The sequence below is a fragment of the Candidatus Pelagibacter bacterium nBUS_27 genome (genome assembly GCF_051200985.1).
In the GTDB taxonomy this organism is placed as follows: domain Bacteria; phylum Pseudomonadota; class Alphaproteobacteria; order Pelagibacterales; family Pelagibacteraceae; genus Pelagibacter.
This window is the reverse complement of record NZ_CP172845.1, coordinates 491,107-514,112: the sequence shown is the minus strand read 5'-3', so window position 1 is coordinate 514,112 and position 23,006 is coordinate 491,107. Positions and strand designations below refer to the sequence as shown.

General features: G+C 31.5%; 29 protein-coding genes. All 29 read right to left on the bottom strand.

Features of this window, described 5'->3' with window-relative positions:
* Positions 1 to 44 precede the first annotated feature (44 nt).
* A complete protein-coding gene (locus tag ACIJYG_RS02795) occupies positions 45 to 686 on the bottom strand; it encodes an adenylate kinase (RefSeq protein WP_435098314.1) in 642 nt (213 codons plus the stop codon).
* Complete coding sequence (secY, locus tag ACIJYG_RS02790) at positions 687 to 1,967, bottom strand: preprotein translocase subunit SecY (RefSeq protein ID WP_435088983.1); 1,281 nt, start codon at positions 1,965 to 1,967, stop codon at positions 687 to 689.
* A gap of 9 nt (positions 1,968 to 1,976) precedes the next feature.
* Positions 1,977 to 2,429: a 50S ribosomal protein L15 gene (gene rplO / locus ACIJYG_RS02785; RefSeq protein ID WP_435088981.1), complete on the bottom strand. Its 453-nt coding sequence runs from the start codon at positions 2,427 to 2,429 to the stop codon at positions 1,977 to 1,979.
* Complete coding sequence (gene rpsE / locus ACIJYG_RS02780; protein ID WP_435086916.1) at positions 2,429 to 2,944, bottom strand: 30S ribosomal protein S5; 516 nt, start codon at positions 2,942 to 2,944, stop codon at positions 2,429 to 2,431. Before rpsE ends, rplO begins: the two co-directional genes overlap by 1 nt.
* A 2-nt stretch (positions 2,945 to 2,946) precedes the next feature.
* Positions 2,947 to 3,303, bottom strand: coding sequence for a 50S ribosomal protein L18 (rplR, locus tag ACIJYG_RS02775; protein WP_435088979.1), 357 nt, complete (start codon positions 3,301 to 3,303; stop codon positions 2,947 to 2,949).
* Complete coding sequence (rplF, locus tag ACIJYG_RS02770) at positions 3,303 to 3,842, bottom strand: 50S ribosomal protein L6 (RefSeq protein WP_435098311.1); 540 nt, start codon at positions 3,840 to 3,842, stop codon at positions 3,303 to 3,305. Before rplF ends, rplR begins: the two co-directional genes overlap by 1 nt.
* Positions 3,842 to 4,237, bottom strand: a complete 396-nt coding sequence (gene rpsH / locus ACIJYG_RS02765; protein WP_435098308.1) for a 30S ribosomal protein S8 — start codon at positions 4,235 to 4,237, stop codon at positions 3,842 to 3,844. Before rpsH ends, rplF begins: the two co-directional genes overlap by 1 nt.
* Positions 4,238 to 4,248: 11 nt before the next feature.
* A complete protein-coding gene (rpsN, locus tag ACIJYG_RS02760; protein WP_435098305.1) occupies positions 4,249 to 4,554 on the bottom strand; it encodes a 30S ribosomal protein S14 in 306 nt (101 codons plus the stop codon).
* A 2-nt stretch (positions 4,555 to 4,556) separates the two neighbouring features.
* A complete protein-coding gene (gene rplE / locus ACIJYG_RS02755; protein ID WP_435098302.1) occupies positions 4,557 to 5,111 on the bottom strand; it encodes a 50S ribosomal protein L5 in 555 nt (184 codons plus the stop codon).
* The gene (gene rplX / locus ACIJYG_RS02750) at positions 5,111 to 5,356 is read right to left on the bottom strand and encodes a 50S ribosomal protein L24 (RefSeq protein ID WP_435098299.1); all 246 of its coding nucleotides are present in this window, start codon (positions 5,354 to 5,356) and stop codon (positions 5,111 to 5,113) included. Before rplX ends, rplE begins: the two co-directional genes overlap by 1 nt.
* A gap of 2 nt (positions 5,357 to 5,358) precedes the next feature.
* The gene (gene rplN / locus ACIJYG_RS02745) at positions 5,359 to 5,727 is read right to left on the bottom strand and encodes a 50S ribosomal protein L14 (RefSeq protein ID WP_008544079.1); all 369 of its coding nucleotides are present in this window, start codon (positions 5,725 to 5,727) and stop codon (positions 5,359 to 5,361) included.
* Complete coding sequence (gene rpsQ, locus ACIJYG_RS02740) at positions 5,727 to 5,963, bottom strand: 30S ribosomal protein S17 (protein ID WP_435098296.1); 237 nt, start codon at positions 5,961 to 5,963, stop codon at positions 5,727 to 5,729. Before rpsQ ends, rplN begins: the two co-directional genes overlap by 1 nt.
* Positions 5,956 to 6,147: a 50S ribosomal protein L29 gene (gene rpmC / locus ACIJYG_RS02735; RefSeq protein ID WP_435098293.1), complete on the bottom strand. Its 192-nt coding sequence runs from the start codon at positions 6,145 to 6,147 to the stop codon at positions 5,956 to 5,958. The genes rpsQ and rpmC overlap by 8 nt, the downstream gene beginning before the upstream one ends.
* 1 nt (position 6,148) lies before the next feature.
* On the bottom strand, positions 6,149 to 6,559 hold the full coding sequence (gene rplP / locus ACIJYG_RS02730) for a 50S ribosomal protein L16 (RefSeq protein ID WP_023648433.1): 411 nt from the start codon (positions 6,557 to 6,559) through the stop codon (positions 6,149 to 6,151).
* Positions 6,559 to 7,239 (bottom strand): 30S ribosomal protein S3, encoded by a 681-nt coding sequence (rpsC, locus tag ACIJYG_RS02725; RefSeq protein ID WP_435098290.1) that lies wholly within the window; start codon positions 7,237 to 7,239, stop codon positions 6,559 to 6,561. Before rpsC ends, rplP begins: the two co-directional genes overlap by 1 nt.
* Positions 7,223 to 7,621 carry a 50S ribosomal protein L22 gene (gene rplV, locus ACIJYG_RS02720; RefSeq protein WP_028036894.1) on the bottom strand — a complete coding sequence of 133 codons (399 nt, stop codon included), beginning with the start codon at positions 7,619 to 7,621 and terminating at the stop codon, positions 7,223 to 7,225. Before rplV ends, rpsC begins: the two co-directional genes overlap by 17 nt.
* A 2-nt stretch (positions 7,622 to 7,623) precedes the next feature.
* Complete coding sequence (gene rpsS / locus ACIJYG_RS02715; RefSeq protein WP_297681959.1) at positions 7,624 to 7,920, bottom strand: 30S ribosomal protein S19; 297 nt, start codon at positions 7,918 to 7,920, stop codon at positions 7,624 to 7,626.
* Entirely contained in the window at positions 7,920 to 8,759 is an 840-nt protein-coding gene (gene rplB / locus ACIJYG_RS02710; protein ID WP_435098287.1) for a 50S ribosomal protein L2, read from the bottom strand. Before rplB ends, rpsS begins: the two co-directional genes overlap by 1 nt.
* A gap of 3 nt (positions 8,760 to 8,762) precedes the next feature.
* On the bottom strand, positions 8,763 to 9,056 hold the full coding sequence (gene rplW, locus ACIJYG_RS02705; RefSeq protein WP_435098284.1) for a 50S ribosomal protein L23: 294 nt from the start codon (positions 9,054 to 9,056) through the stop codon (positions 8,763 to 8,765).
* A gap of 1 nt (position 9,057) precedes the next feature.
* Positions 9,058 to 9,681 (bottom strand): 50S ribosomal protein L4, encoded by a 624-nt coding sequence (gene rplD, locus ACIJYG_RS02700; protein WP_435086896.1) that lies wholly within the window; start codon positions 9,679 to 9,681, stop codon positions 9,058 to 9,060.
* Positions 9,681 to 10,391 (bottom strand): 50S ribosomal protein L3, encoded by a 711-nt coding sequence (gene rplC, locus ACIJYG_RS02695; RefSeq protein ID WP_435098281.1) that lies wholly within the window; start codon positions 10,389 to 10,391, stop codon positions 9,681 to 9,683. The genes rplD and rplC overlap by 1 nt, the downstream gene beginning before the upstream one ends.
* A 2-nt stretch (positions 10,392 to 10,393) precedes the next feature.
* A complete protein-coding gene (rpsJ, locus tag ACIJYG_RS02690) occupies positions 10,394 to 10,702 on the bottom strand; it encodes a 30S ribosomal protein S10 (RefSeq protein ID WP_023648425.1) in 309 nt (102 codons plus the stop codon).
* Positions 10,703 to 10,704: 2 nt separating this feature from the next.
* Positions 10,705 to 12,783, bottom strand: a complete 2,079-nt coding sequence (gene fusA / locus ACIJYG_RS02685; protein WP_435088957.1) for an elongation factor G — start codon at positions 12,781 to 12,783, stop codon at positions 10,705 to 10,707.
* A 6-nt stretch (positions 12,784 to 12,789) separates the two neighbouring features.
* Positions 12,790 to 13,260: a 30S ribosomal protein S7 gene (gene rpsG / locus ACIJYG_RS02680; RefSeq protein ID WP_028036888.1), complete on the bottom strand. Its 471-nt coding sequence runs from the start codon at positions 13,258 to 13,260 to the stop codon at positions 12,790 to 12,792.
* On the bottom strand, positions 13,260 to 13,631 hold the full coding sequence (rpsL, locus tag ACIJYG_RS02675) for a 30S ribosomal protein S12 (protein ID WP_023648422.1): 372 nt from the start codon (positions 13,629 to 13,631) through the stop codon (positions 13,260 to 13,262). Before rpsL ends, rpsG begins: the two co-directional genes overlap by 1 nt.
* Before the next feature lie 170 nt (positions 13,632 to 13,801).
* Positions 13,802 to 17,974 carry a DNA-directed RNA polymerase subunit beta' gene (gene rpoC, locus ACIJYG_RS02670; protein ID WP_435098278.1) on the bottom strand — a complete coding sequence of 1,391 codons (4,173 nt, stop codon included), beginning with the start codon at positions 17,972 to 17,974 and terminating at the stop codon, positions 13,802 to 13,804.
* 2 nt (positions 17,975 to 17,976) lie between these two features.
* A complete protein-coding gene (gene rpoB / locus ACIJYG_RS02665; protein WP_435098275.1) occupies positions 17,977 to 22,062 on the bottom strand; it encodes a DNA-directed RNA polymerase subunit beta in 4,086 nt (1,361 codons plus the stop codon).
* 55 nt (positions 22,063 to 22,117) lie between these two features.
* Positions 22,118 to 22,480, bottom strand: a complete 363-nt coding sequence (rplL, locus tag ACIJYG_RS02660) for a 50S ribosomal protein L7/L12 (RefSeq protein ID WP_435098272.1) — start codon at positions 22,478 to 22,480, stop codon at positions 22,118 to 22,120.
* A gap of 3 nt (positions 22,481 to 22,483) precedes the next feature.
* On the bottom strand, positions 22,484 to 23,005 hold the full coding sequence (rplJ, locus tag ACIJYG_RS02655; protein WP_435098269.1) for a 50S ribosomal protein L10: 522 nt from the start codon (positions 23,003 to 23,005) through the stop codon (positions 22,484 to 22,486).
* Position 23,006: the final 1 nt, after the last annotated feature.

The following is a 23,006-nucleotide window of genomic DNA, read 5'->3' as shown; positions in this document are numbered from 1 at the left end:
TAATTTGTGCCTTTTATATAATAAGATTACTCAAAGTCAACGTCTTAAACATTGATAAAAGTGTCAATTTTAGCAGTAATTTCCTCTATTTCGAGTGTTCCATCAATCTCTTGAAGATTTGAATTTTTCGATAGAAAGCGAAGAACTGGCTCGGTTGTTTTTGTATAAATATCGTATCTAGACATGATTGTTTCTAGATTGTCGTCTTTTCTTTTTACAAAGAATTCCTTTCCACAAGGGTGTAAATTAATATCTTCTTTGTTGAAAAATTCATTGAGAGTTAAATTACATTTGTCACAAGTTACTCGACCAATTATCCTTTTTTCTATAATTTCACGAGGTACAACTAATGAAATTATCAAATCTATCTTTTGGTTAAATTCTTTTAAGATTAAATCAAGATTTTTTGCTTGATCAATGCTTCTTGGATAACCATCAAATATAATACGATCTCTAAACTTAAGGTTTAAAATAGCATTTTTAAGAAGTTTATTTACAATTTCGTCTGATGCAAAATTACCTTTTGAAATAACTGCTTCTATTTTTTTACCAAGATCTGTATTTTTTTTTGTCTCATTCCTTAACAGATCTCCAGTTGATAACTGAAAGTAGTTATGCTTTTTAACAATTAATTGAGCCTGTGTGCCTTTACCTGCGCCAGGAGGCCCAAATAAAATAATATTCACTTACTTACCAAATTTAGTTTTTTTGATTAATTGCTCATATTGAGAACTCATTAATCTGGTTTGTATTTGAGTTACTGTATCTATAGCCACAACAACAACAATCAAAATTGAAGTACCTCCCAAATAAAAAGGAATTGGATAATTAGCAATTAAAAATTCTGGCATCAAACAAACTAATGTTAAATATAGTGCACCTATAGTTGTTAATTTTGTTAAAATATTTTCAATATACAATGCTGTGCTTTCTCCTGGTCTAATACCAGGAACAAAACCACCATATTTTCTTAAATTATCTGCAGTTTCTGTTGGATTAAAAGTAATTGATGTGTAGAAAAATGTAAAAAATATTATTCCTGATGCGTAAAGCATCATGTAAAGGGGCTGACCTTGTGTAAAATATGAACTTAAGTTTAAGAATGTTTCATTATTTGAAAAAGAAAAATTTGAAAATGTTACTGGTAGTAACAACAATGCAGAAGCAAATATTGCAGGTATTACTCCTGCTTGATTAATTTTTAATGGTAAATGCGAAGATTCACCTCCGTACATTTTATTACCCATTTGTCTTTTAGGATAATTTATTAGTATCTTCCTTAAAGCTCTCTCCATAAATACTATAAATAATATAGTTAGTATTAATAAAACAAAAATAGCTAAAATCATAAATGTTGAAACTGCACCTGTTCTTCCAAGTTCAAAGGTTGTAACTAAAGCTCTTGGAATTTCAGCAACGATCCCTGCAAATATTATTAAAGATATACCATTACCAATACCCCTTTGAGTAATTTGCTCACCTAACCACATTAAAAACATCGTTCCAGCTACAATAGTTGTAACAGTTGTTATTTTAAAAAAGGCACCAGGATTTATTACTAGATCAGCTGAAGACTCTAAACCAACAGATAGACCATAACCTTGAACTGTAGCTAATACTACTGTTCCATATCTTGTTATCTGTGTGATTTTTGCTCTTCCAATTTCACCTTGGGCTTTTAAATTTTTAAAATAATCAGAAACACCAGTTAATAACTGAACTATAATTGATGATGAAATATATGGCATTATACCTAATGCAAATATAGCCATTCTACTTACGGCACCACCTGCAAATACATTGAACATTCCAAGTAAACCTTTTTGGTTACCATCCATCATAATCTTAAGCTGTTCTGGATCAATACCTGGCAAAGGAACAAATGTACCAAATCTGTAAACTGCAAGAATAAATATCGTAAATAATATTCTGTTTCTTAAATCGTTTGTTGATGACGATGCGCTCATTGAAATTTATTATTTTTTCAATTGAATAGATCCACTAATTTTTTCTAGTTTTTCTATTGCTGATTTTGATGCTAAGTCTGCTTCTATATTTACTTTGTCTTTAATTTCTCCAGTACCAAGTATTTTTAACTTTTGAGAATTTTTGTTGATTAATCTTAATTTTTTAAGCAATTCCATATTTATAGTGTCACTGGGATTAATCGTTTTTTCATTAATAAATGACTGAATCTTTTCAAGATTCATAATTGCTATATTAACTCTTGAAATTGGATTAAAACCTCTTTTTGGCAATCTTCGATATAAAGGCATTTGACCACCTTCAAAAGCTTTAATGGCAACACCAGATCTAGATTTTTGACCCTTGACACCTCTACCGGAGGTTTTACCTTTACCTGATCCAATACCTCTACCAACTCTCATTTTAGATTTATTAATCTTATCTTTAGTGTTTAAAGTTATCATTATCCTCTTTTCTCAACTATTTCTGAAATTTTTTTATTTCTAATAGCTGAAATTTGTTTTGGTGAATTTTGTTTTAATAAAGCTTTCATCGTAGCTCTAATAACATTATGTGCATTTGAAGTTCCCATTGATTTTGCAACAATATCTTTTACACCTAGCACTTCACAAACAGCTCTTACTGGTCCACCTGCAATAATTCCAGTACCTTTTGATGCAGCCCTAAGTACGATTCTTCCAGAACCATCTTTTGCTTTTACATCATGGTGTATTGTTCTTCCTTCTCTTAGAGGAATATGTATCAATTTTCTTCTTGCTACTTCATTAGCTTTTTTGATTGCATCTGGAACTTGTTTTGCTTTTGCGTGAGCAATCCCAATTTTACCTGCTTGATTTCCAACAACTACCAATGCTGAAAAACCAAATCTTCTTCCACCTTTTACAACTTTTGTAATACGGTTGATGTGAACTAATTTTTCTAAAATATCGTCAGCTTTTTTGTCTTTAAAATTATCCATAATTAAAATTCCATTCCATTTTCACGTAAGGTTTCAGCAAATACTTTTACTCTACCATGATATCTGTATATTCCTCTATCAAAGTATATTTTTGTAATTTTCTTTTCTTGAGCTTTCTTGGCTAACTTAGTAGCAACTATTTTTGACAATTCAGTTTTATTTACTTTTTCACCTGATTTAATATCTTTTTCGACTGATGAAGCTGATAATAAAGTAACTTTATTAATATCATCAATTATCTGTGCAGAAATGTTTTTTGCTGATCTAGAAATACATAATCTAAATCTATCTTTAGAAGCAACTTTTTTGACTTTGTTACTAACTCTAAATCTTTTTCTAATGGTAGTATTTAGTTTCATTATTTTTTCTTTCCCTCTTTTTTAAGAACATACTGACCTTTTTCACGGATACCCTTACCTTTGTATGGTTCAATTTTTCTGTAAGTTTTAATCTTTGAAGCTACTGAGCCAACTTGTTGTTTATCTGAACCTGAAATTTTTAAAGTTGTTTGTTTTTCAACTTCAATTTTAATCCCCTCAGGAATATCATAATTAATATCATGACTATAACCAAGCTGAAGGTTTAACTGTTTTCCTTTTAAAGCAGCTCTATAACCAACACCAACCAATTCAAGAGTTTTTTCATATCCTGTGCTTGATCCAATTACCGCATTATTAATCAAGCTTCTATTCATTCCCCAAAGTCTTTTTGAATCTTGGTCAATTTTTTTCGGTTTTATTGAAATTTCTTTTCCTTCTTTAATGTCAAGATTAAACATTTCTAAATCAATATCGATTGACTTTTTTCCTAAAGGGCCTTCAATATTTATTATATTCCCTGCTAAAACTACTTTAACTTTTTCAGGAATAGAAATACTTATTTTACCAATTTTAGACATTAAAATACCTTACAAATAATTTCGCCACCAACACGTTGTTTTCTTGCATCTATATCTGTCATTACACCTTTTGGTGTAGAGATAATAGCAATTCCAAGTCCATTATTTACCTTTGGCAAACTTTCAGCACTAGAAAAAATTCTTCTACCAGGTTTTGATACACGTTCAAAAGCACTGATAACAGGGTTTCCAGAGTAGTATTTAAGTTCCAAAGATAATGTTGGTTTATTATCTTCGGCAGCAATTTTAAAATCTTTAATAAACCCTTCGTTCTTAAGAATATCTGCGATTTTTGTTTTAAAATTTGAAGATGGTAATTCTACTTTTTTATGCTTTCTAGCTTGAGCATTTTTCACTCTTGCTATCATATCTCCAATCGGATCACTTAAACTCATAATTTTCCTTTCTACCAGCTTGACTTAGTCATTCCTGGAATTAATCCAGCTAAACCTAAGTCCCTTAAAGCTATTCTTGATATTTTTAATTTTCTATAAACCCCATGTGGTCTTCCTGTAATTTTGCATCTATTCATAACCCTTATCTTTGCTGAGTTTCTGGGCATCTGTGACAATTTTTGCTGTGCTTTAAATCTTTCTTCCAATGGTAACTTTTTGTCCATAATAATTTTTTTAAGACTTTGTCTTTTTTTATAAAGTCTATCAGAAAGTTTAATTCTTTTATCGTTTTTGTTTACAGCGCTTACTTTAGCCATGTTTAATTGTCTCCTTTTTTAATAAATGGAAAATTCATTTTTTCTAATAAAGCAAAAGCATGTTCTTTATTTAAAGCTTTTATTACAATTATAATATCAAGACCTCTAACTTTGTCAGCTCTATCAAAACTTACTTCAGGAAATATAATGTGCTCTTTAACACCAAATGTATAGTTTCCGAATTTATCAAATCCTTTTGGAGATAATCCTCTAAAGTCTTTAATTCTTGGTAGTGCAATGTTTACCAATCTATCAATAAACTCATACATTTTATTTTTTCTTAATGTTACTTTTAAACCAGCATTAGAGCCTTTTCTTGTTTTAAAATTAGCGACTGATTTTTTAAATTTTGTAATCACAGGTTTTTGACCAGTAATTTTTCCCATATCTTCTTCTGCTGCTTTTAAAATTTTTGCATCAGCACCATCAAGTCCAAGCCCCATATTTAAAACTATTTTTTCTATTTTAGGAACCATAAAAATATTTTTAAGAGCTAAGCTGTCTTTTAAAGCTGGCTGAATTTCTTTACTGTAAATTTCTTTTAATCTTGGTGTCATTATTTTTTAGCCTCTGCTTTTTTTGTAACTTTTTCATCAATTAGTTTAAGGTTAGATAAATGTATAAAGCTTTCTTTCGATACAATTCCACCTTTTTTCTCTTTAGTAGTTTTTACGTGCTTTTTAACCATATTAATTTCTTTAACTTTGGCTCTATTATTAGGTCTATCAATTTCAATAACTTCACCTTCTTTTTTCTTATCTTTTCCAGTTAAAACCCTTACTTTTAAGCCTTTTTTGATCATCTTTATAAAACCTCCGGTGCTAGTGAAATTATTTTCATCTGCCCTCTGCTTCTTAATTCTCTTGTTACAGGACCAAAAATTCTTGTTCCCACTGGTTCACCTTTATCATCAACCAAAACTGCAGCATTGTTATCAAATTTTACTTTTGAACCATCGTTTCTATGAATTCCCTTTTTTACTCTCACTACCACAGCCTTATGGACAGTACCTTTCTTAACTTTACCTTTTGGTATTGCTTCTTTTACAGCAATCACAATAGTGTCACCGATGCTTGCATATCTTCGCTTAGATCCACCAAGCACCTTTATACATTCTATTCTTTTAGCACCTGTGTTATCTGCTACCTGTAATTCTGTTTGTACACCAATCATTATTTTGTATTCTCCATTACTTGGAATTTTTTATTTTTCGAAAACGGTTTGCTTTCAATAATTGAAACTTTATCACCAGTTTTAAATATATTATTTTCATCATGAGCATTATAATTTTTTCTAACTTTAATTACTTTCTTGAGTACAGGATGAGAATATTTTCTTTCAACCATTACAGTTACAGTTTTATTTGGCTTATCACTTATAACTACTCCAGTTAATATTTTTTTAGGCATTAATTTTTCCTTTTAATATAGTTTTTAATCTTGCAATTGTTTTTCTTGTTTCACTAATTTTTGCAGGGTTTGTTACTTGTGAATTCATTTTTTGAAATCTAAAATTGAAAAGATCTTTTTTTAATTTATCTATATTTTTGATCATTTCGTCTTTTGATAATTTTTTAATTTCTTGTTTTTTCATATTAAGCAAACCTCTTAATAGTTTTAGTTTTTATTGGTAATTTAGCTGATGCTTTGTAAAGAGCCTCTTTGGCTATCTGTTCAGAAACACCATCAACTTCAAATAAGATTCTTCCAGGTTTAACTCTACACGCAAAAAATTCAGGATTTCCTTTACCTTTACCCATTCTTACTTCAATCGGTTTTTTTGACACTGGAATATTTGGAAATACTCTCGTCCACACTCTTCCTTGTCTTTTCATATGTCTTGTCAAAGCAACTCTAGCAGCTTCGATTTGTTTTCCTGTAATTCTTTCTGGTTGTAAAGCTTTTAGAGCAAACGCACCATAATTAATAGAACTTGCTCGAGTTGCAGTACCATGGATTCTTCCCTTGTGAGCTTTTCTCCATCTAGTTCTAACTGGTTGAAGCATTATACTTTACCCTCTTTTGGTGCTGCTTTATTAGTTTCTTGACTAAATTCTCTTGCAAAAACTTCGCCCTTGTAGATCCAGACTTTAATTCCAATAATACCATAAGTCGTTAAAGCTTCTGCTTCAGCATAATCTATATCAGCTCTTAAAGTATGTGAAGGTATACTGCCTTCTCTTAACCACTCAGTTCTTGCTATTTCGTTTCCACCAAGTCTTCCGCTTATAGAAACTTTAATTCCTCTTGCACCTAATCTAATACATGATTGCATAGATCTTTTCATAGCTCTTCTATATGAAATTCTTTTTACCAATTGTTGAGCAATATTCTCAGCAACTAAATATGCATTAGTTTCAGGTTTTTTCACTTCCTTAATGTTAAGTGCAACTTCATTAGTTGTGAATTTTGATAAATTATTTTTAATTTTATCAATATCACTACCTTTTTTTCCAATAACAAATCCAGGCCTTGAGGTGTAGATAGTAACATAGCATTTATTAGATGTTCTCTCTATCATCACTTTAGATACACCAGAATTAACTACATTTTTTTTGATATAATCTCTAATTTTGAAATCTTCTATTAAATAATTTCCAAAATCTTTCTTTTTAGCAAACCAAACAGAGTCCCAACCTCTGTTGATACCTAGTCTAAAACCTACAGGATTAACTTTTTGTCCCATGACTCTCCATTTGTTTAACTTCTGATAAAATTATAGTTACTGTTGACCAAGGTTTTAAAATTGGTGCGGCTCTACCCTTTGCTCTTGGTCTAAATCTTTTCATTACAATTTTTTTTCCACAATAAGCTTCTTTAACAACTAAGTTATCAATGTCATACTGAAAGTTGTTTTCCGCATTTGCGACTGCAGAGCTTATTGTTTTTCTAATATCTTTGCTAATTCTTTTAGCCGAGAATTGTAAATCTCGAATAGCTACATCTACTTTTTTTCCGACAATACTTTTTAAAATAGGATTAAGCTTTCTAACACTAGTTCTTATACTATTATTAACAGATTTAACTGTATCTACTTTTTTTCTATTTTTTTTCTTTGTCTTATTCATATTTATTTTTTAGCAGCTGTTGCAGGTTTAGCTTTTTTATCTGCTGGTGTATGACCATAAAAAGTTCTCGTAGGTGAAAATTCACCTAATTTGTGTCCAACCATATCCTCTGAGATTGTGATTGGTATAAATTTTTTACCATTATAAATTTGAAAACTTACACCAACAAAATCAGGTAAAATTGTTGATTTTCTTGACCATGTTTTAATTGGAATTTTCTTTGGATCATCTTTATATTTATCAACTTTTTTCATTAAGCTTTCTTCAACAAAAGGTCCTTTCCATACTGATCTAGCCATTACTTAGTATCCTTCCTTTTATTTCTTCTCTTAACTATATATTTATCTGTTCTCTTATTATCTCTTGTTTTTAATCCCTTAGCAGATTGACCTGTAGGTGAAACAGGATGTCTACCACCGGCTGATTTACCTTCTCCACCACCATGAGGGTGATCTACAGGGTTTTTCACAACTCCTCTAGTATGTGGTTTTCTTCCAAGCCATCTAGATCTTCCTGCTTTCCCAATTTTAATATTTTTTTGATCTGGATTAGTTAAAATTCCTATTGTAGCCAGAGATCTAGAGTCTATTTTTCTAACTTCGCCTGAAGCTAATTTAATTAAACTATAGTCTCCATCTAGACCACTAATTGTTACTGACGAACCTGCAGATCTAGCAATTTTACCACCAGCACCTGGCTGAATTTCAACGTTATGTATGTTTATACCAACTGGAATATCTTGGAGTGGCATACAATTTCCAACTTTAATTTCTTTTTTAGAACCATTTTCAATTTTATCACCAGCCTTGATTTTTTGTGGTGCTAAATAGTAAGCGTGAGAACCGTCTTCAAATTTTACTAACATAATGTAACACGATCTATTTGGATCATATTCAATTCTTTCAACAGTAGCTTCCATATCAAATTTTTTACGGTAAAAATCTACATGTCTATACATTTTTTTATGGCCACCAGATCTATTAATATTAGTTATATGTCCGTTATTGTTTCTACCTTTCATTGCATTTTTTGGAGATACAAGTGATTTGAAAGGCTTACCCTTCCATAGACCAGTTCTGTCAACCAGAATAGTTCCTCGGGTAGATTTTGTATAAGGTTTAAAAGTTTTTAGTGCCATTTATTAAATTCCTGTAGTTAGGTCAATGCTTTGACCTTTTTTAAGTGTTATTATTGCTTTTTTAAAACCAGAAACTTTCACTTTTTTTCCTCTGGTTATTTTAACTCTATTCTGTTTGTTAATTATATTAATCTTAGTCACGTTTACTTTAAAAATTTTTTCAATATTTTTCTTTAAATTTGTTTTGTTTGCACCTGCAGGAACTTTAAAAACAATTTTATTTTGTTCTGATAAATTTGTTGATTTCTCTGTAACCATTGGAGAAACAATTTTATCGTATAAATGTATTTTATCCATTTTAAGAATATCTCTTTTCTAGCTCTTTTACTGAGCTTTCGGTAAAAACAACTTTTTTAAATTTTATAATATCGTATGAGCTAAAATGGTTTACATCAGTTACTTTAACATTTGGAATGTTTCTGGCTGATTTTTCAATTTTCTCTTTAGAAGCTTTATCTAAAATAATTAAAGAATTTGATATTTCTAATTTTTGAATAATTGCATTCATTTCTTTAGTTTTTTTTATTTCAGCTGAAAAATCACTTAAAATTAATAAATTTTTGTCTTTATTTTTTTCAGTAATTAAAGATGCTACACTTAGCTTCTTCTCATTTTTATTTAATTTTCTTTTTTTGTATGCAAGCTCACCCTTAGGACCATGTGCTATACCACCACCAACGAATATTGGTGCTTTTCTACTTGCGTGTCTTGCTCCACCAGTTCCTTTTTGAGCATAAATTTTTGATGTAGGGCCACTTACTTCATTTTGCTGTTTCGTTTTAGCATGTCTACCCTTGTAGTTAGCGTTAGTTTTATATAAAACACTACTTACCAACTTACTATTAATTTTTGCAGAAAATATTTTATCTAATACCTCAATAGTATCTTTTTTTCCATCAATGCTTATTTTTTCTATTTTCATTATTTTTTCTTTTTATCAGGTGTTTTTTTAGCTTCTTCTGCTGCTGCAATTTTTTCTGAAATTGTCATTTTATTTATGTTTTTGACTGATTTTCTTACTACTACTTCTGCATTTTTTGAGCCTGGAATTGAACCTTTTAAATACAAAAGTTCGTTTTCTAAATCTGTTTTAATAATTTCAATATTAAGCATTGTTCTAAGTCTGTCACCCATATGACCAGCCATTTTTTTACCTTTGAATACTTTGCCGGGATCTTGGCTATGTCCTGTTGAACCATGGGCTCTATGTGAAACTGAAACACCGTGACTGGCTCTTAAACCACCAAAATTCCATCTTTTCATTGCACCCGCAAAACCTTTTCCTATTGTTTTAGATCTTGTGTCCACAAATTTAATATCTTTAAATATTTCTAAACCAAACTCGTTTCCCTCTTTATAATTTTCAGTATCTTTAACTCTGTATTCTTTAAGAGTTTTCTTTGCTTCAGTATTTTTTTTAGCAAAAAAACCTTTCATTGATTTCGTAAGTTTTGAATTTTTTATCTTTCCATAACCAAGCTGTACAGCTTTATATCCTCTTTTTTCTTCATCAATAACTTGTATAACTCTAGCTTTTTCAACTTTAAGTACAGTCACAGGAACTAGCTGACCAGTTTTATAAAACTCTCTAGTCATACCTATTTTTTTTCCTATTAAAGCTATCTCAGACATAATTAAATTTTTATCTCCACATCAACACCTGACGCAAGGTCAAGTTTCATTAAAGCTTCCACAGTTTGTGGTGTTGGTTCAATAATATCTATTAATCTTTTATGAGTTCTTGACTCAAATTGTTCTCTACTTTTTTTATCGATATGTGGACCTTTTAAAACTGTGTATCTTTCGATTCTAGTTGGTAATGGGATGGGTCCTTTGATAGTTGCACCTGTTCTTTTTACAGTGTTTACTATTTCCTCAGTAGAAGCATCTAAAATTTTATTGTCGTAAGCTCTAAGTTTGATTCTAATATTTTGTTTTTCCATAATTACCCTGCAATCTTTTTAGTTACTTCGTCTTGTACATTTTGTGGTACTTTAGAGTAATGATCAAAGAACATAGAATATTGAGCTCTTCCTTGAGACATTGATCTTAAATTATTTATATATCCAAACATGTTTGCTAATGGAACCATTGCTGTAATTACAGTTGCATTACCTCTTTGTTCTTGAGTACTTATTTGGCCTCTTCTACTATTTAGATCGCCTATTACATCACCCATATAATCTTCTGGAGTAACTACTTCAACTCTCATGACAGGCTCGAGCAGTTTTAATGTTCCTTTGGTACAAGCTTCCTTAAAACAGGCTCTACCAGCAAGTTCAAAGGCAAGAACACTTGAATCTACATCATGGTGTAATCCATCAATAATAGTTACTTTATAATCTATCATGGGAAAGCCAGCTAAAATTCCATTATCAGAAACAGTTTCAATGCCTTTTTCTACACCTGGGATAAATTCTTTAGGAATTGCACCACCTTTAATTTTACTTTCAACAGATCTTCCAGCACCTGGTTCTTGAGGTTCAACTAGTAGTTTGACTTTCGCAAATTGACCTGCACCACCACTTTGTTTTTTGTGAGTATATTCAACTTCCGAAGCATTTTCTAAAGTTTCTCTATAAGCTACTTGAGGAGCACCAACATTTGCCTCTACTTTAAATTCTCTTTTCATTCTATCTACAATAATATCTAAGTGAAGTTCACCCATACCTTTAATGATTGTTTGTCCAGACTCTTCATCAGATGTAACTCTAAATGAAGGATCTTCAGCTGCAAGTCTTCCAAGTGCTTCACCCATTTTTTCTTGGTCAGCTTTTGTCTTTGGCTCTACAGCAATTTCTATTACGGGTTCAGGGAATTCCATTGGTTCAAGTAACACAGGATTGCTCTCATCACATAACGTGTGGCCAGTTATAGTATTTTTTAAACCAGCTAAGGCAACAATATCTCCAGCATTTGCTTCCTTAATATCTTCTCTTGAGTTAGCATGCATTAAAAGCATTCTGCCTACTCTTTCCTCTTTATCTTTTGATGTGTTGTAAACAGCTGTACCAGTTTTGATAGTTCCAGAGTAAATTCTAATAAAAGTAAGTGAACCAACAAATGGATCGTTCGCGACTTTAAAAGCTAAAGCAGAAAATGGAACTGTGTCTTCAAATTTCATTTCTAGTTCTTCCTCTGAACCTGGTTTTGTTCCTTTAATTGACCCAATATCAATTGGGCTTGGTAGGTAATTGATTGTTGCATCAAGTAATGGCTGTACACCTTTATTTTTAAATGCAGAACCTGTAGTAATTGGCACGAAACTGAAGTTTAAAGTTCCTTTTCGAATACATTTTACTAAATCTTCTTCTTTAATTTCATCACCATTTAAATAAGCTTCCATTAATTTTTCGTCTTGTTCAACAGCAGTTTCAACTAATTCAGTTCTGTACTTTTGAGAAATTTCTTTTAAATCATCAGGAATATCTTTGTATTCCCATTCAGCTCCTAATGCTTCATTTTTCCAAACTTGTGCTTTCATTTTCACTAAATCTACAACACCAGACAATGATGCTTCGATACCAATCGGAATTTGTAGAGGTAATGGTTTACAACCTAATCTATCTCTAATCATGTCCACACATCTAAAAAAATCTGCACCAGTTCTATCCAACTTATTCACAAAACAAATTCTTGGAACTTTGTATTTGTCTGCTTGTCTCCAAACAGTTTCTGATTGAGGCTCTACACCTGCAACACCATCAAAAACACATACCGCACCATCTAAAACCTTAAGAGATCTTTCAACTTCAATTGTAAAATCTACGTGACCTGGTGTGTCTATAATATTAATTCTATGATCATTCCAAAAACAAGTAGTTGCAGCAGAGGTAATTGTAATTCCTCTTTCTTGTTCTTGTTCCATCCAGTCCATAGTTGCAGCACCATCATGTACTTCACCTATTTTATGGCTTTTACCTGTATAGTATAAAATTCTTTCTGTTGTAGTAGTCTTACCGGCATCGATGTGGGCCATGATTCCAATATTTCTATATTTATCTAATGTGTGAGTTCTAGCCATAATTTATTACCATCTAAAATGTGCGAAGGCTTTATTAGACTCAGCCATTTTATGCACATCCTCTCTTTTTTTAACTGCAGCACCTTTTTTCTCATAAGCATCAAACAATTCATTAAAAATTTTATCTGACATGTGTTTATCTTTTCTTTTTCTTGCAGAATCTACTAACCATCTAATAGCTAATGCTTGAGCTCTTTTGCTTTTTACTTCAACAGGAACTTGATAAGTAGCACCACCAACTCTTCTTGATCTTACTTCAACAGTTGGCTTAATATTATTTATAGCTTCGTTAAAAATGTTAATTGGCTCATCTTTAGATTTTGTTTTAATTTTATCTATTGCATCGTAAACAATTTTAGCCGCAACACCTCTTTTACCGTCGTACATTATATTGTTAATTAACTTTGGTATGATAGTTGAATTAAACTTTGGATCTGGAACTACATTTTTTTTTGGTTGCGTTTTTTTTCTAGACATTATTTACCTTTTTTAGTTCCGTATAAAGATCTTCTTTTTTTTCGATTGGCAACACCTTGTGTATCAAGATTTCCTCTTAAAATATGATAACGCACACCTGGTAAATCTTTTACCCTACCACCTCTAATTAATACTACTGAGTGCTCTTGAAGATTGTGTCCTTCACCTGGAATGTAAGCGGTAACTTCAAAACCATTTGACAATCTTACTCTTGCAACTTTTCTTAATGCAGAGTTTGGTTTTTTTGGGGTAGTTGTGTAAACTTTAACACACACACCTCTTTTGAGAGGTTGCTTTTGTAATGCAGGAACTTTGTTCCTAGTTAATTGTTTAACTCTTTTTTTTCTTAACAACTGATTAATAGTTGGCATAAATTTTTTATAAAATTAATTAATTTATTTTTAGAAGAAAATAACTGACAGGTTATTTTGTGGCAGCGTTTAGTACTATTAGTAGGTACTACATTCCAACCAAAAACATCGCCAAAATACTTATTAATCTGACTTTGTCAAACTAAAACTTCAAGTATTAAGTGATATTTTTACTGATTTGCAGGAGTTTCTGAAGGTTCGGATGTTTCTATTTTATCTTGTTCAGCAATAAAATGATTGTCATCCTCAAGTGCTTTTTTATTCCATTTGTTTTTGATATGACCTGTTCCAGCAGGAACCAGTCTACCCACAATAACATTCTCTTTTAGGCCATTTAATGGGTCTACTTTACCTTTAATAGCTGCATCTGTTAAAACTCTAGTTGTTTCTTGGAATGAAGCAGCTGAAATAAACGATTCAGTTTGTAACGAAGCTTTGGTTATACCCATCAATACACGCTCACCAACAGCAGGTGTCTTGCCTTCAGCTACTAGCTTTTCATTTACGATATCAAATTTTATTCTATCAATAACCTCACCTGGTAAATAACTAGAATCACCAGACACTTTTACTTCAACTTTTTTAAGCATTTGTCTTAGTATAGTTTCAATGTGTTTGTCATTAATAATTACACCTTGCAATCTATAAACTTCTTGTACTTGGTTTACAAAATATTCAGTTAATTCTTTAATTCCCAATACTCTTAAAATATCATGTGGCAAAGGTTGTCCATCAAGTAAATATTCACCCTTTTGTATTTTTTCACCTGGATTGAAATTAATGTGTTTTCCCTTTGGAATTAAATAATTTGAAGGTTCAGCTCCATCTTCCGGAACGATAGATACTCTTTGTTTTCCTCTAACCTCCTTACCAAATACAACTTGCCCATCATTTTCAGCAATAATTGCACTATCTTTTGCTTTTCTTGCTTCAAATAATTCAGCGACTCTTGGAAGACCACCAGTAATATCTTTTGTCTTAGTGGTTTCTTTGGGCAATCTAGCTATAACGTCTCCAGCAAAAACTTTTTGACCATCTTTAATTGAAAGAATTGAGTCTGGTACCAAGTAATATCTAGCTTCATTATCATCAGCTTTTTTAATAACATTTCCTTTGTCATCTCTAAGAGTAATTCTTGGTTTTAAATCAGTGCTTTTTGATTGAGCTCTCCAATCAATAACTGATTTTGAAGATATACCAGTTGCATCATCTGTAGTTTCTTGAATTGAAACACCATCAATTAAATCAACAAAACTTGCTGTACCACTTTTTTCAGCGATCACAGGTGTGGTGTATGGATCCCATTCACAAATTTTTGTATTAGCTTTAATTTTATCACCATTATTAAAAAATAATTTTGATCCGTAAGCAACTTTATAAACAGCTACCTGAACACCATTATCATCTTCAATAGAAAGTTGAGTATTTCTACCCATAACAATTAAGTTTTTCTTAGAATCTTCTAAAATATTAGAGTTTAAAATTTTAAGTGTACCTTCGTTTTTGCTTACAATTTGAGAATCTTGTTTAACTGATGCTGTTCCGCCAACGTGGAAAGTTCTCATAGTCAACTGAGTACCTGGTTCACCAATTGATTGAGCAGAAATCATTCCAATTGCCTCTCCAACATGCACCATTTTACCTCTAGATAAATCTCTTCCATAACAAGTTGAACAAACACCTTCTTTTGAACTACATGTCATTACTGAATAAACTTTAAGTGATTTTACACCAGCAGCATCGATCAAATCGCAACCTGCTTCATCAATCATTTTTGATTTTTTAATTACAACTTCGCCAGTAAGTGGGTTTTTTACATCAGCTGCAGTAACTCTTCCTAAAGCTCTTTCAGATAAGCTGACTACGACATTTCCACCTTCTAAAATTTCTGAAAGTTCGATAAATCCTGGATCATCACATTGAACTTTAGTAATTGTTAAATCTTGAGCAACATCACAAAGTCTTCTAGTTAAATAACCTGAACTTGCAGTTTTAAGGGCTGTATCTGCAAGACCTTTTCTAGCACCGTGTGTAGAGTTAAAATACTCTAATGCTGTTAAACCCTCTTTAAAGTTTGAAATAATTGGGCTTTCGATAATTTCACCTGAAGGTTTTGCAATCAAACCCCTCATACCAGCTAGCTGTTTCATTTGTGCTGCAGATCCTCTAGCACCACTATCAGCCATCATATAAACTGAATTAATTTTCAAGCCTTCTGGAGTTTTTTCAGTAGCAGAAATACCCTTCATCATTTCACCAGCAACTTTATCTGTACATTTTGACCAAGCATCTACAACTTTGTTGTACTTTTCACCTCTTGTAATTAATCCTTCAGAATATTGATTTTCATAATCTGCTATTAATCCTTTAGTGTCTTCAATTAATTGAGTTTTGCTTTCTGGAATTACAAGATCGTCTTTTCCAAATGAAATTCCAGCTTTAAAAGCATGTTTAAATCCTAAATCTTTTAATTTATCACAAAATATTACAGTTGTTTTTTGTCCACAAAATCTAAACACTACATCTATAATTTCAGAAACAGTTTTCTTAGGTAGCAATCTATCAACTAAAGAAAATTTAATATTGCTATTTTTTGGAAGTAAATTTGCTAATAAAAATCTTCCAGCTGTTGATGTATATTTTTCATATTTCTTGTTTCCATTATCATCAGCTGTTTCAATTCTTGATATGATTGTACTGTGAACTTTAATTTGGTCTGAAGCTAAAGCAAATTCAATAGCATCAACATCGACAAAATATCCAGAAGATATATCTGTCATAGGTTCTTGAGAAAGGTAATAAATACCCAAAATCATATCCTGACTTGGTACAATAATCGGCTTACCATTGGATGGAGATAAAATATTGTTTGTAGAAAGCATTAATATTCTAGCTTCTAATTGAGCTTCCAAACTTAATGGAACGTGAACAGCCATTTGATCACCATCAAAGTCAGCATTAAAAGCAGCACAAGTTAAAGGATGCAATTCAATTGCATCACCTTCTATAAGTTTAGGTTCAAACGCTTGTACACCTAATCTGTGAAGTGTTGGTGCTCTGTTTAAAATTACCGGATGTTCTCTAACGATTAGTTCTAAAGCATCCCAAACAGCATTTGTTTCTTTTTCAACTAATTTTTTTGCTTGTTTGATTGTAGATGCTAATCCAAGCTTATTTAATCTAGCATATAAAAATGGTTTAAAAAGTTCTAAAGCCATTTTTTTTGGCAAACCACACTCATGAAGTTTTAGGTCTGGACCAACAACAATTACAGATCTTCCTGAGTAGTCTACCCTTTTTCCTAATAAGTTCTGTCTAAATCTACCTTGTTTACCTTTTAGCATTTCAGCTAAAGATTTAAGTGGTCTTTTTCCAGTACCAGTTATTACTCTGCCTCTTCTACCATTATCAAATAATGCATCCACTGATTCTTGAAGCATTCTTTTTTCATTCCTAACAATGATATCAGGAGCTTTTAGATCCATTAATCTTTTTAATCTATTATTTCTGTTAATAACTCTTCTATAAAGATCATTTAAGTCTGATGTAGCAAATCTTCCACCATCTAAAGGCACCAAAGGTCTCAGTTCAGGTGGGATTACTGGCACTACTGTTAAAATCATCCATTCAGGTTTCTGTCCTGTTTCAATAAATGATTCAACCAACTTTAATCTTTTGATTGCTCTTTCTTCATTAACTTTTGATTTTGTTTCTTTAATAAAGTTAATAAGATTTTTTCTTTCTAGTTCTAAATCTAAATTTTTTAGCATTTCAAGTACAGCTTCAGCACCAATGCCAGCCTCAAATGATTCTTCACCAAACTCGTCTTGATATTTGGCTAATTCTTCTTCATTAAGAAGTTGATTTTTTTGTAATCCCGTTAAACCCGGTTCAATTACTATAAAGTTTTCAAAATAAAGAACTCTTTCGATTTCTTTAAGTTTCATATCAACTGCTAAGGCAATTCTACTTGGTAAAGATTTTAAAAACCAAATATGAGCAACAGGCGTAGCCAAGTTAATGTGACCCATCCGTTCTCTTCGAACATTAGATTTTGTTACTTCAACACCACATTTTTCACAGATAATTCCTCTAAATTTCATTCGTTTGTACTTTCCACACAAACATTCGTAATCCTTAATTGGGCCAAATATTCTAGCACAAAATAGACCATCTTTTTCAGGTCTAAAGGTTCTATAATTTATTGTTTCTGGTTTTTTAATTTCACCAAAGGTCCATGATTTAATTTTTTCAGGACTGGCTAATGTTATCTTGATGCTATTAAAATTTTGAGCTTCAGAAATCTCAGTGTTTTTAAATAAATCTGTCAGTTCTTTTTTCATTTTTAATTAAGCTCCACGTTTAATGCTAATGATTTAATTTCTTTAACTAGAACGTTAAATGACTCAGGTATACCTGACTCAAAATTTTCTTCACCTTTAACAATAGTTTCATAAACCTTAACTCTTCCAGCAACGTCGTCTGATTTAACAGTTAAAATTTCTTGAAGTGTATATGATGCGCCATAAGCTTCTAATGCCCAAACTTCCATTTCACCAAATCTTTGGCCACCTAATTGAGCCTTACCACCCAAAGGCTGTTGTGTAACTAAACTGTAAGGACCTGTTGACCTAGCATGAATTTTGTCTTCGACTAAGTGGTGGAGTTTAAGCATATAAATTATTCCAACTGTCACAGGTCTATCAAATTTTTCACCCGTTCTTCCATCCCATAAATATGTTTGTCCTGAACCAGGTAATTTAGCAAGTTCTAGCATCTCAGTAACATTTTTTTCTTTTGCACCATCAAATACTGGTGTTGAAATAGCTATTCCATCTTGCAGTGTTTCAACTAAATCTTTGAATTCAGGTTTGCTTAATTTTTCAACTTTTTCATCAAAAATTTCTCCGCCATAAACAGATTTTAAAAATTTCGAGATTTTTTCAGTTTTTTCAATCTTTTTATGATTCTCATTAACTAATCTTTTGACCTCTTCACCAAATTCTTTACAAGCCCATCCTAAGTGAGTTTCTAAAATTTGACCAACGTTCATACGACTTGGAACACCAAGTGGGTTTAAAACAATGTCAACAGGTCTTCCATCTTCTCTATAAGGCATGTCTTCAACTGGAACAATTTTACTTACAACACCTTTGTTACCGTGTCTTCCAGACATCTTATCTCCAGGTTTTAGTCTTCTTTTGATCGCAACAAAAACTTTAACCATCTTCATAACGCTAGGAAGTAAATCGTCACCACTTCTAATCTTTAAAACTTTATCTTCAAATCTTTCAGTAATATCTTGTTTTGCTTTATTATATTGATCTTTAAGTTGAGCTAAAGTTGCCTCATCATTAACATTGCCAACCGTAATTTTAAAAACATCATTGATAGGTAAATTATCTATTGATTCAAAATCTAATTCAGTACCTTCAGATAAATCTTTTATTTTTTTAGATAAAGAAGATCCTGATAAAAATTGTGATGCTCTTTGTTTAATGCTTCTCTCTAAAATCTCTTCTTCAACAATTTTGTCTTGTTGAACTTCCTCAATTTCTGCTCTTTCAATAGTAATTGATCTTTCATCTTTTTCAATACCGTGTCTATTGAATACTCTTACATCAACAACAGTCCCACTACTTCCTCTAGACATTCTTAAAGATGTATCTGTTACATCTATTGCTTTTTCACCAAATATTGATCTTAATAATTTTTCTTCAGGCCCTGAAGCAGAGTCACCCTTAGGAGTCACTTTTCCAACCAAAATATCACCTGCATTAACTTCAGCACCAATATAAACAACACCAGACTCATCAAGGTTTTTTAATGCTTCTTCATTAACATTTGGAATATCTCTAGTTATATCTTCTTCACCTAATTTTGTATCTCTTGCCATAATTTCATATTCTACAATATGAACAGAAGTAAACACGTCATCAGTTACACATCTTTCAGAAATCAAAATTGAATCCTCAAAATTATAACCTTGCCATGGCATGAAGGCTACAGTTACGTTTTTACCTAAAGCTAATTCACCTAACTTAGTAGAAGGACCATCAGCTATAATATCTCCAGATTTAACCTTGTCACCAACTCTAACTAAAGGTTTTTGGTTGATGCACGTATTTTGATTTGATCTTTTAAATTTCTGTAAATTATAAATGTCAACACCTGATTTAGAAAAATCAGTTTCCTCAGTTGCTTTAATTACAATTCTTTTACCATCAATTTTATCCACAGTTCCATCTCGCTTAGCAACAATAGTAACACCTGAGTCTAAAGCAACATCACTTTCAATACCCGTTCCAACCAAAGGTGATTCAGGTTTTAATAATGGAACTGCTTGTCTCATCATGTTAGATCCCATTAAAGCTCTGTTAGCGTCGTCATTTTCTAAAAAAGGTATTAACGAAGCAGCAACCGATACAAGTTGTTTAGGTGATACATCAATGTAATCAATAGTTTCAGGTTTAGCTAAAAGAAAATTTAAATTTTGTCTGCAAGAAACCAATTCTTCAATTATTTTTCCGGTTTTATTTAATTTAGTATTTGCCTGCGCAATAGTAAATTTTGTTTCTTCCATTGCAGATAAATACTCAACATTATTTTGAACAACACCATCTTTTACTTTTTTATATGGACTTTCAATAAAACCATATTTGTTAATTTTTGCATAAGTTGATAAGCTGTTTATTAATCCAATGTTTGGACCTTCTGGTGTTTCAATCGGACAAATTCTTCCGTAGTGGGTAGGGTGAACATCACGAACTTCAAAACCAGCTCTTTCTCTTGTTAACCCACCAGGTCCTAAAGCTGAAACCCTTCTTTTATGTGTAATCTCTGATAATGGATTAGTTTGATCCATAAATTGTGAAAGCTGTGAACTTGCAAAAAAATCTTTTAAAGAAACTGTTAAAGGTTTAGCGTTAATTAAATCCTGAGGCATTGCCGACTCAACATCTAAAGTTGTCATTTTTTCTTTTATCGCTCTTTCCATTCTATAGACACCGATACGTGCTTGATTTTCAACTAACTCACCAACAGAACGTACTCTTCTATTACCAAGATGGTCAATATCATCGACTTCATCTTTTCCATCTCTTAAATCTAACATCTTATGAACGATTGCTATGATATCGTCGTTTCTCAAAATTGTAATTTTGTCTGAACAATCCTGTTCTAACCTTGAGTTCATTTTAACTCTTCCAACGTCAGAAAGGTCATATCTGTCAGAACTAAAAAATAAATTATTGAAAATTTGAGTAGCTATTTCGATTGTTGGTGGCTCACCAGGTCTAAGCATTTTGTAGATTTCTGTAATAGCTTCATCTTTTGAATTATTTTTATCATTTAAAATAGTGGTTAATAAATATGGACCTTTATTAATTGAGTTTGTTACAGAGATTTGTAAAGAATGTATATTTGCATCTAATATTTGTTGAATTACAGAGTCATTAAGCTCTGTTCCTATTGAAAAAGTGCCCTCTTCCTCATCGTTAACTTTAACATTTCTATGTAGAAACTTTCCATACATAGACTCTCTTGTTACCAAAATATCTTTAAGGCCATCGTTAGCTAATTTTTTTGCATTAAGGAAATTAATTTTATCACCTAACTTAATTACTACTTCACCAGTTTTGGCATCTGTAACTTCTTCTGAGAAATTTTTTGCTTTATAATTTTCTGGATTAAATTTTGTTTTCCATTTTTCAGTTTTTGGATCAAAGTTAAATTGTTCACTTTCATAAAATTCATCAACGATTTCAGCTTTAGTAAAGCCTAATGCTAGCAATAAAGTTGAGGCAAAAATTTTTTTCTTTCTATCAATTTTAAAATATAAAAAATCTTTAACATCATATTCAAAATCTAACCAAGAACCTCTGTTAGGAATAACTCTTGCATTAAATAATAGTTTACCACTTGCATGAGTTTTACCTTTGTCATGATCAAAAAATACACCAGGACTTCTGTGCATTTGATTAACTACAACTCTTTGAACACCATTAGTAATAAAAGTACCACTGTTAGTCATCATGGGCACTTCACCCATATAAACTTCTTGTTCTTTTGCAGACAATATATCTTTAGTATTATTGTCTTGATCAATTTCATACACAACTAATCTTAAAGTACACTTAAGAGCAGATGAGTAAGTTAAACCTCTAGTAATGCATTCCTCTACATCAAACTTAGGTTTGTCCAATCTGTACGAGACATATTCTAATGTTGCTTTGTCATTTAAATCTTCAATTGGAAATATACTTTTAAAAACTCTGTCAAATCCTTTTGTAAGTTCTGCTTCAGCATAAAATTCAGTTAATTCTTTGTAAGAATTTTTCTGTACTTCAATTAGGTTAGGAATAGATAAACTTTCTTTTAGTTTACCAAAACTTTTTCTTATGTTTTTCTTTTCAGTAAAAGATAATTGCATTTATGTTTAATAATACTGATTAAAATAATCAGTATTCGAATTCTTTCTTATTAATTTATTTAAGTTCTACTTTTGCGCCTGCGGCTTCAAGTTTAGCTTTGATCTCTTCAGCTTCTTTTTTATTTACACCAGTCTTAACTTCTTTTGGTGCTCCCTCTACAAGATCTTTAGCTTCTTTTAAACCTAATGAAGTTGCTGCTCTAACTTCTTTAATAACATTAATTTTCTTTTCACCAGCTGATACAAGCATGATTGTAAAATCGTCTTTATCCTCTGCTGGGGCCGCACCTGCTGCTGCTGGAGCCGCTGCTGCCATAGGAGTTACACCCCATTTTTCTTCTAATTGTTTTGAAAGTTCAGCTGCCTCTGCAACAGTCAAACTTGAAAGGTCTTCGATTATTTTATTTAGGTCAGGCATAATTTACTCTTTGGGTTGTGTTTCAGAATTTTCTGCGGACAAACTACTCATTTTTTCTGAGTATGCAAGCAAAATACTCACTAATTTTGATGCTGGAGCATTTAAAATACCTACAATATTTGCTCTTGCTTCGTCTAATGTTGGTAAACTAGCTACATTTTGGACGCCGGCCTGGTCTAAGACCTCATTATCCATAATTCCGCCAATTAATTTTAAGTTTTCGTTGTCTTTTGCAAATTTTGATAAAATTCTTGCAGACATTATCGCATCTTCACCAAAAGCAACTGCTGTTGGCCCTGTGAATAAATCTGATAGATCTTTACACTTAGTTTTTTCTAAAGCTAGTTTAGTTATTCTATTTTTAGTTATTTTAAAGATTATTCCATGCTCTCTCATTTGAGCTCTTAACTCATCTAATTGAGTCATTGTTAAACCTTGATAATGTGTAACCATTACAGCTTTACTGTTTTCAAACTGTGTAGTCATTTCTGTAATATAATTTTTTTTTTGTTCTTTTGTTAACATG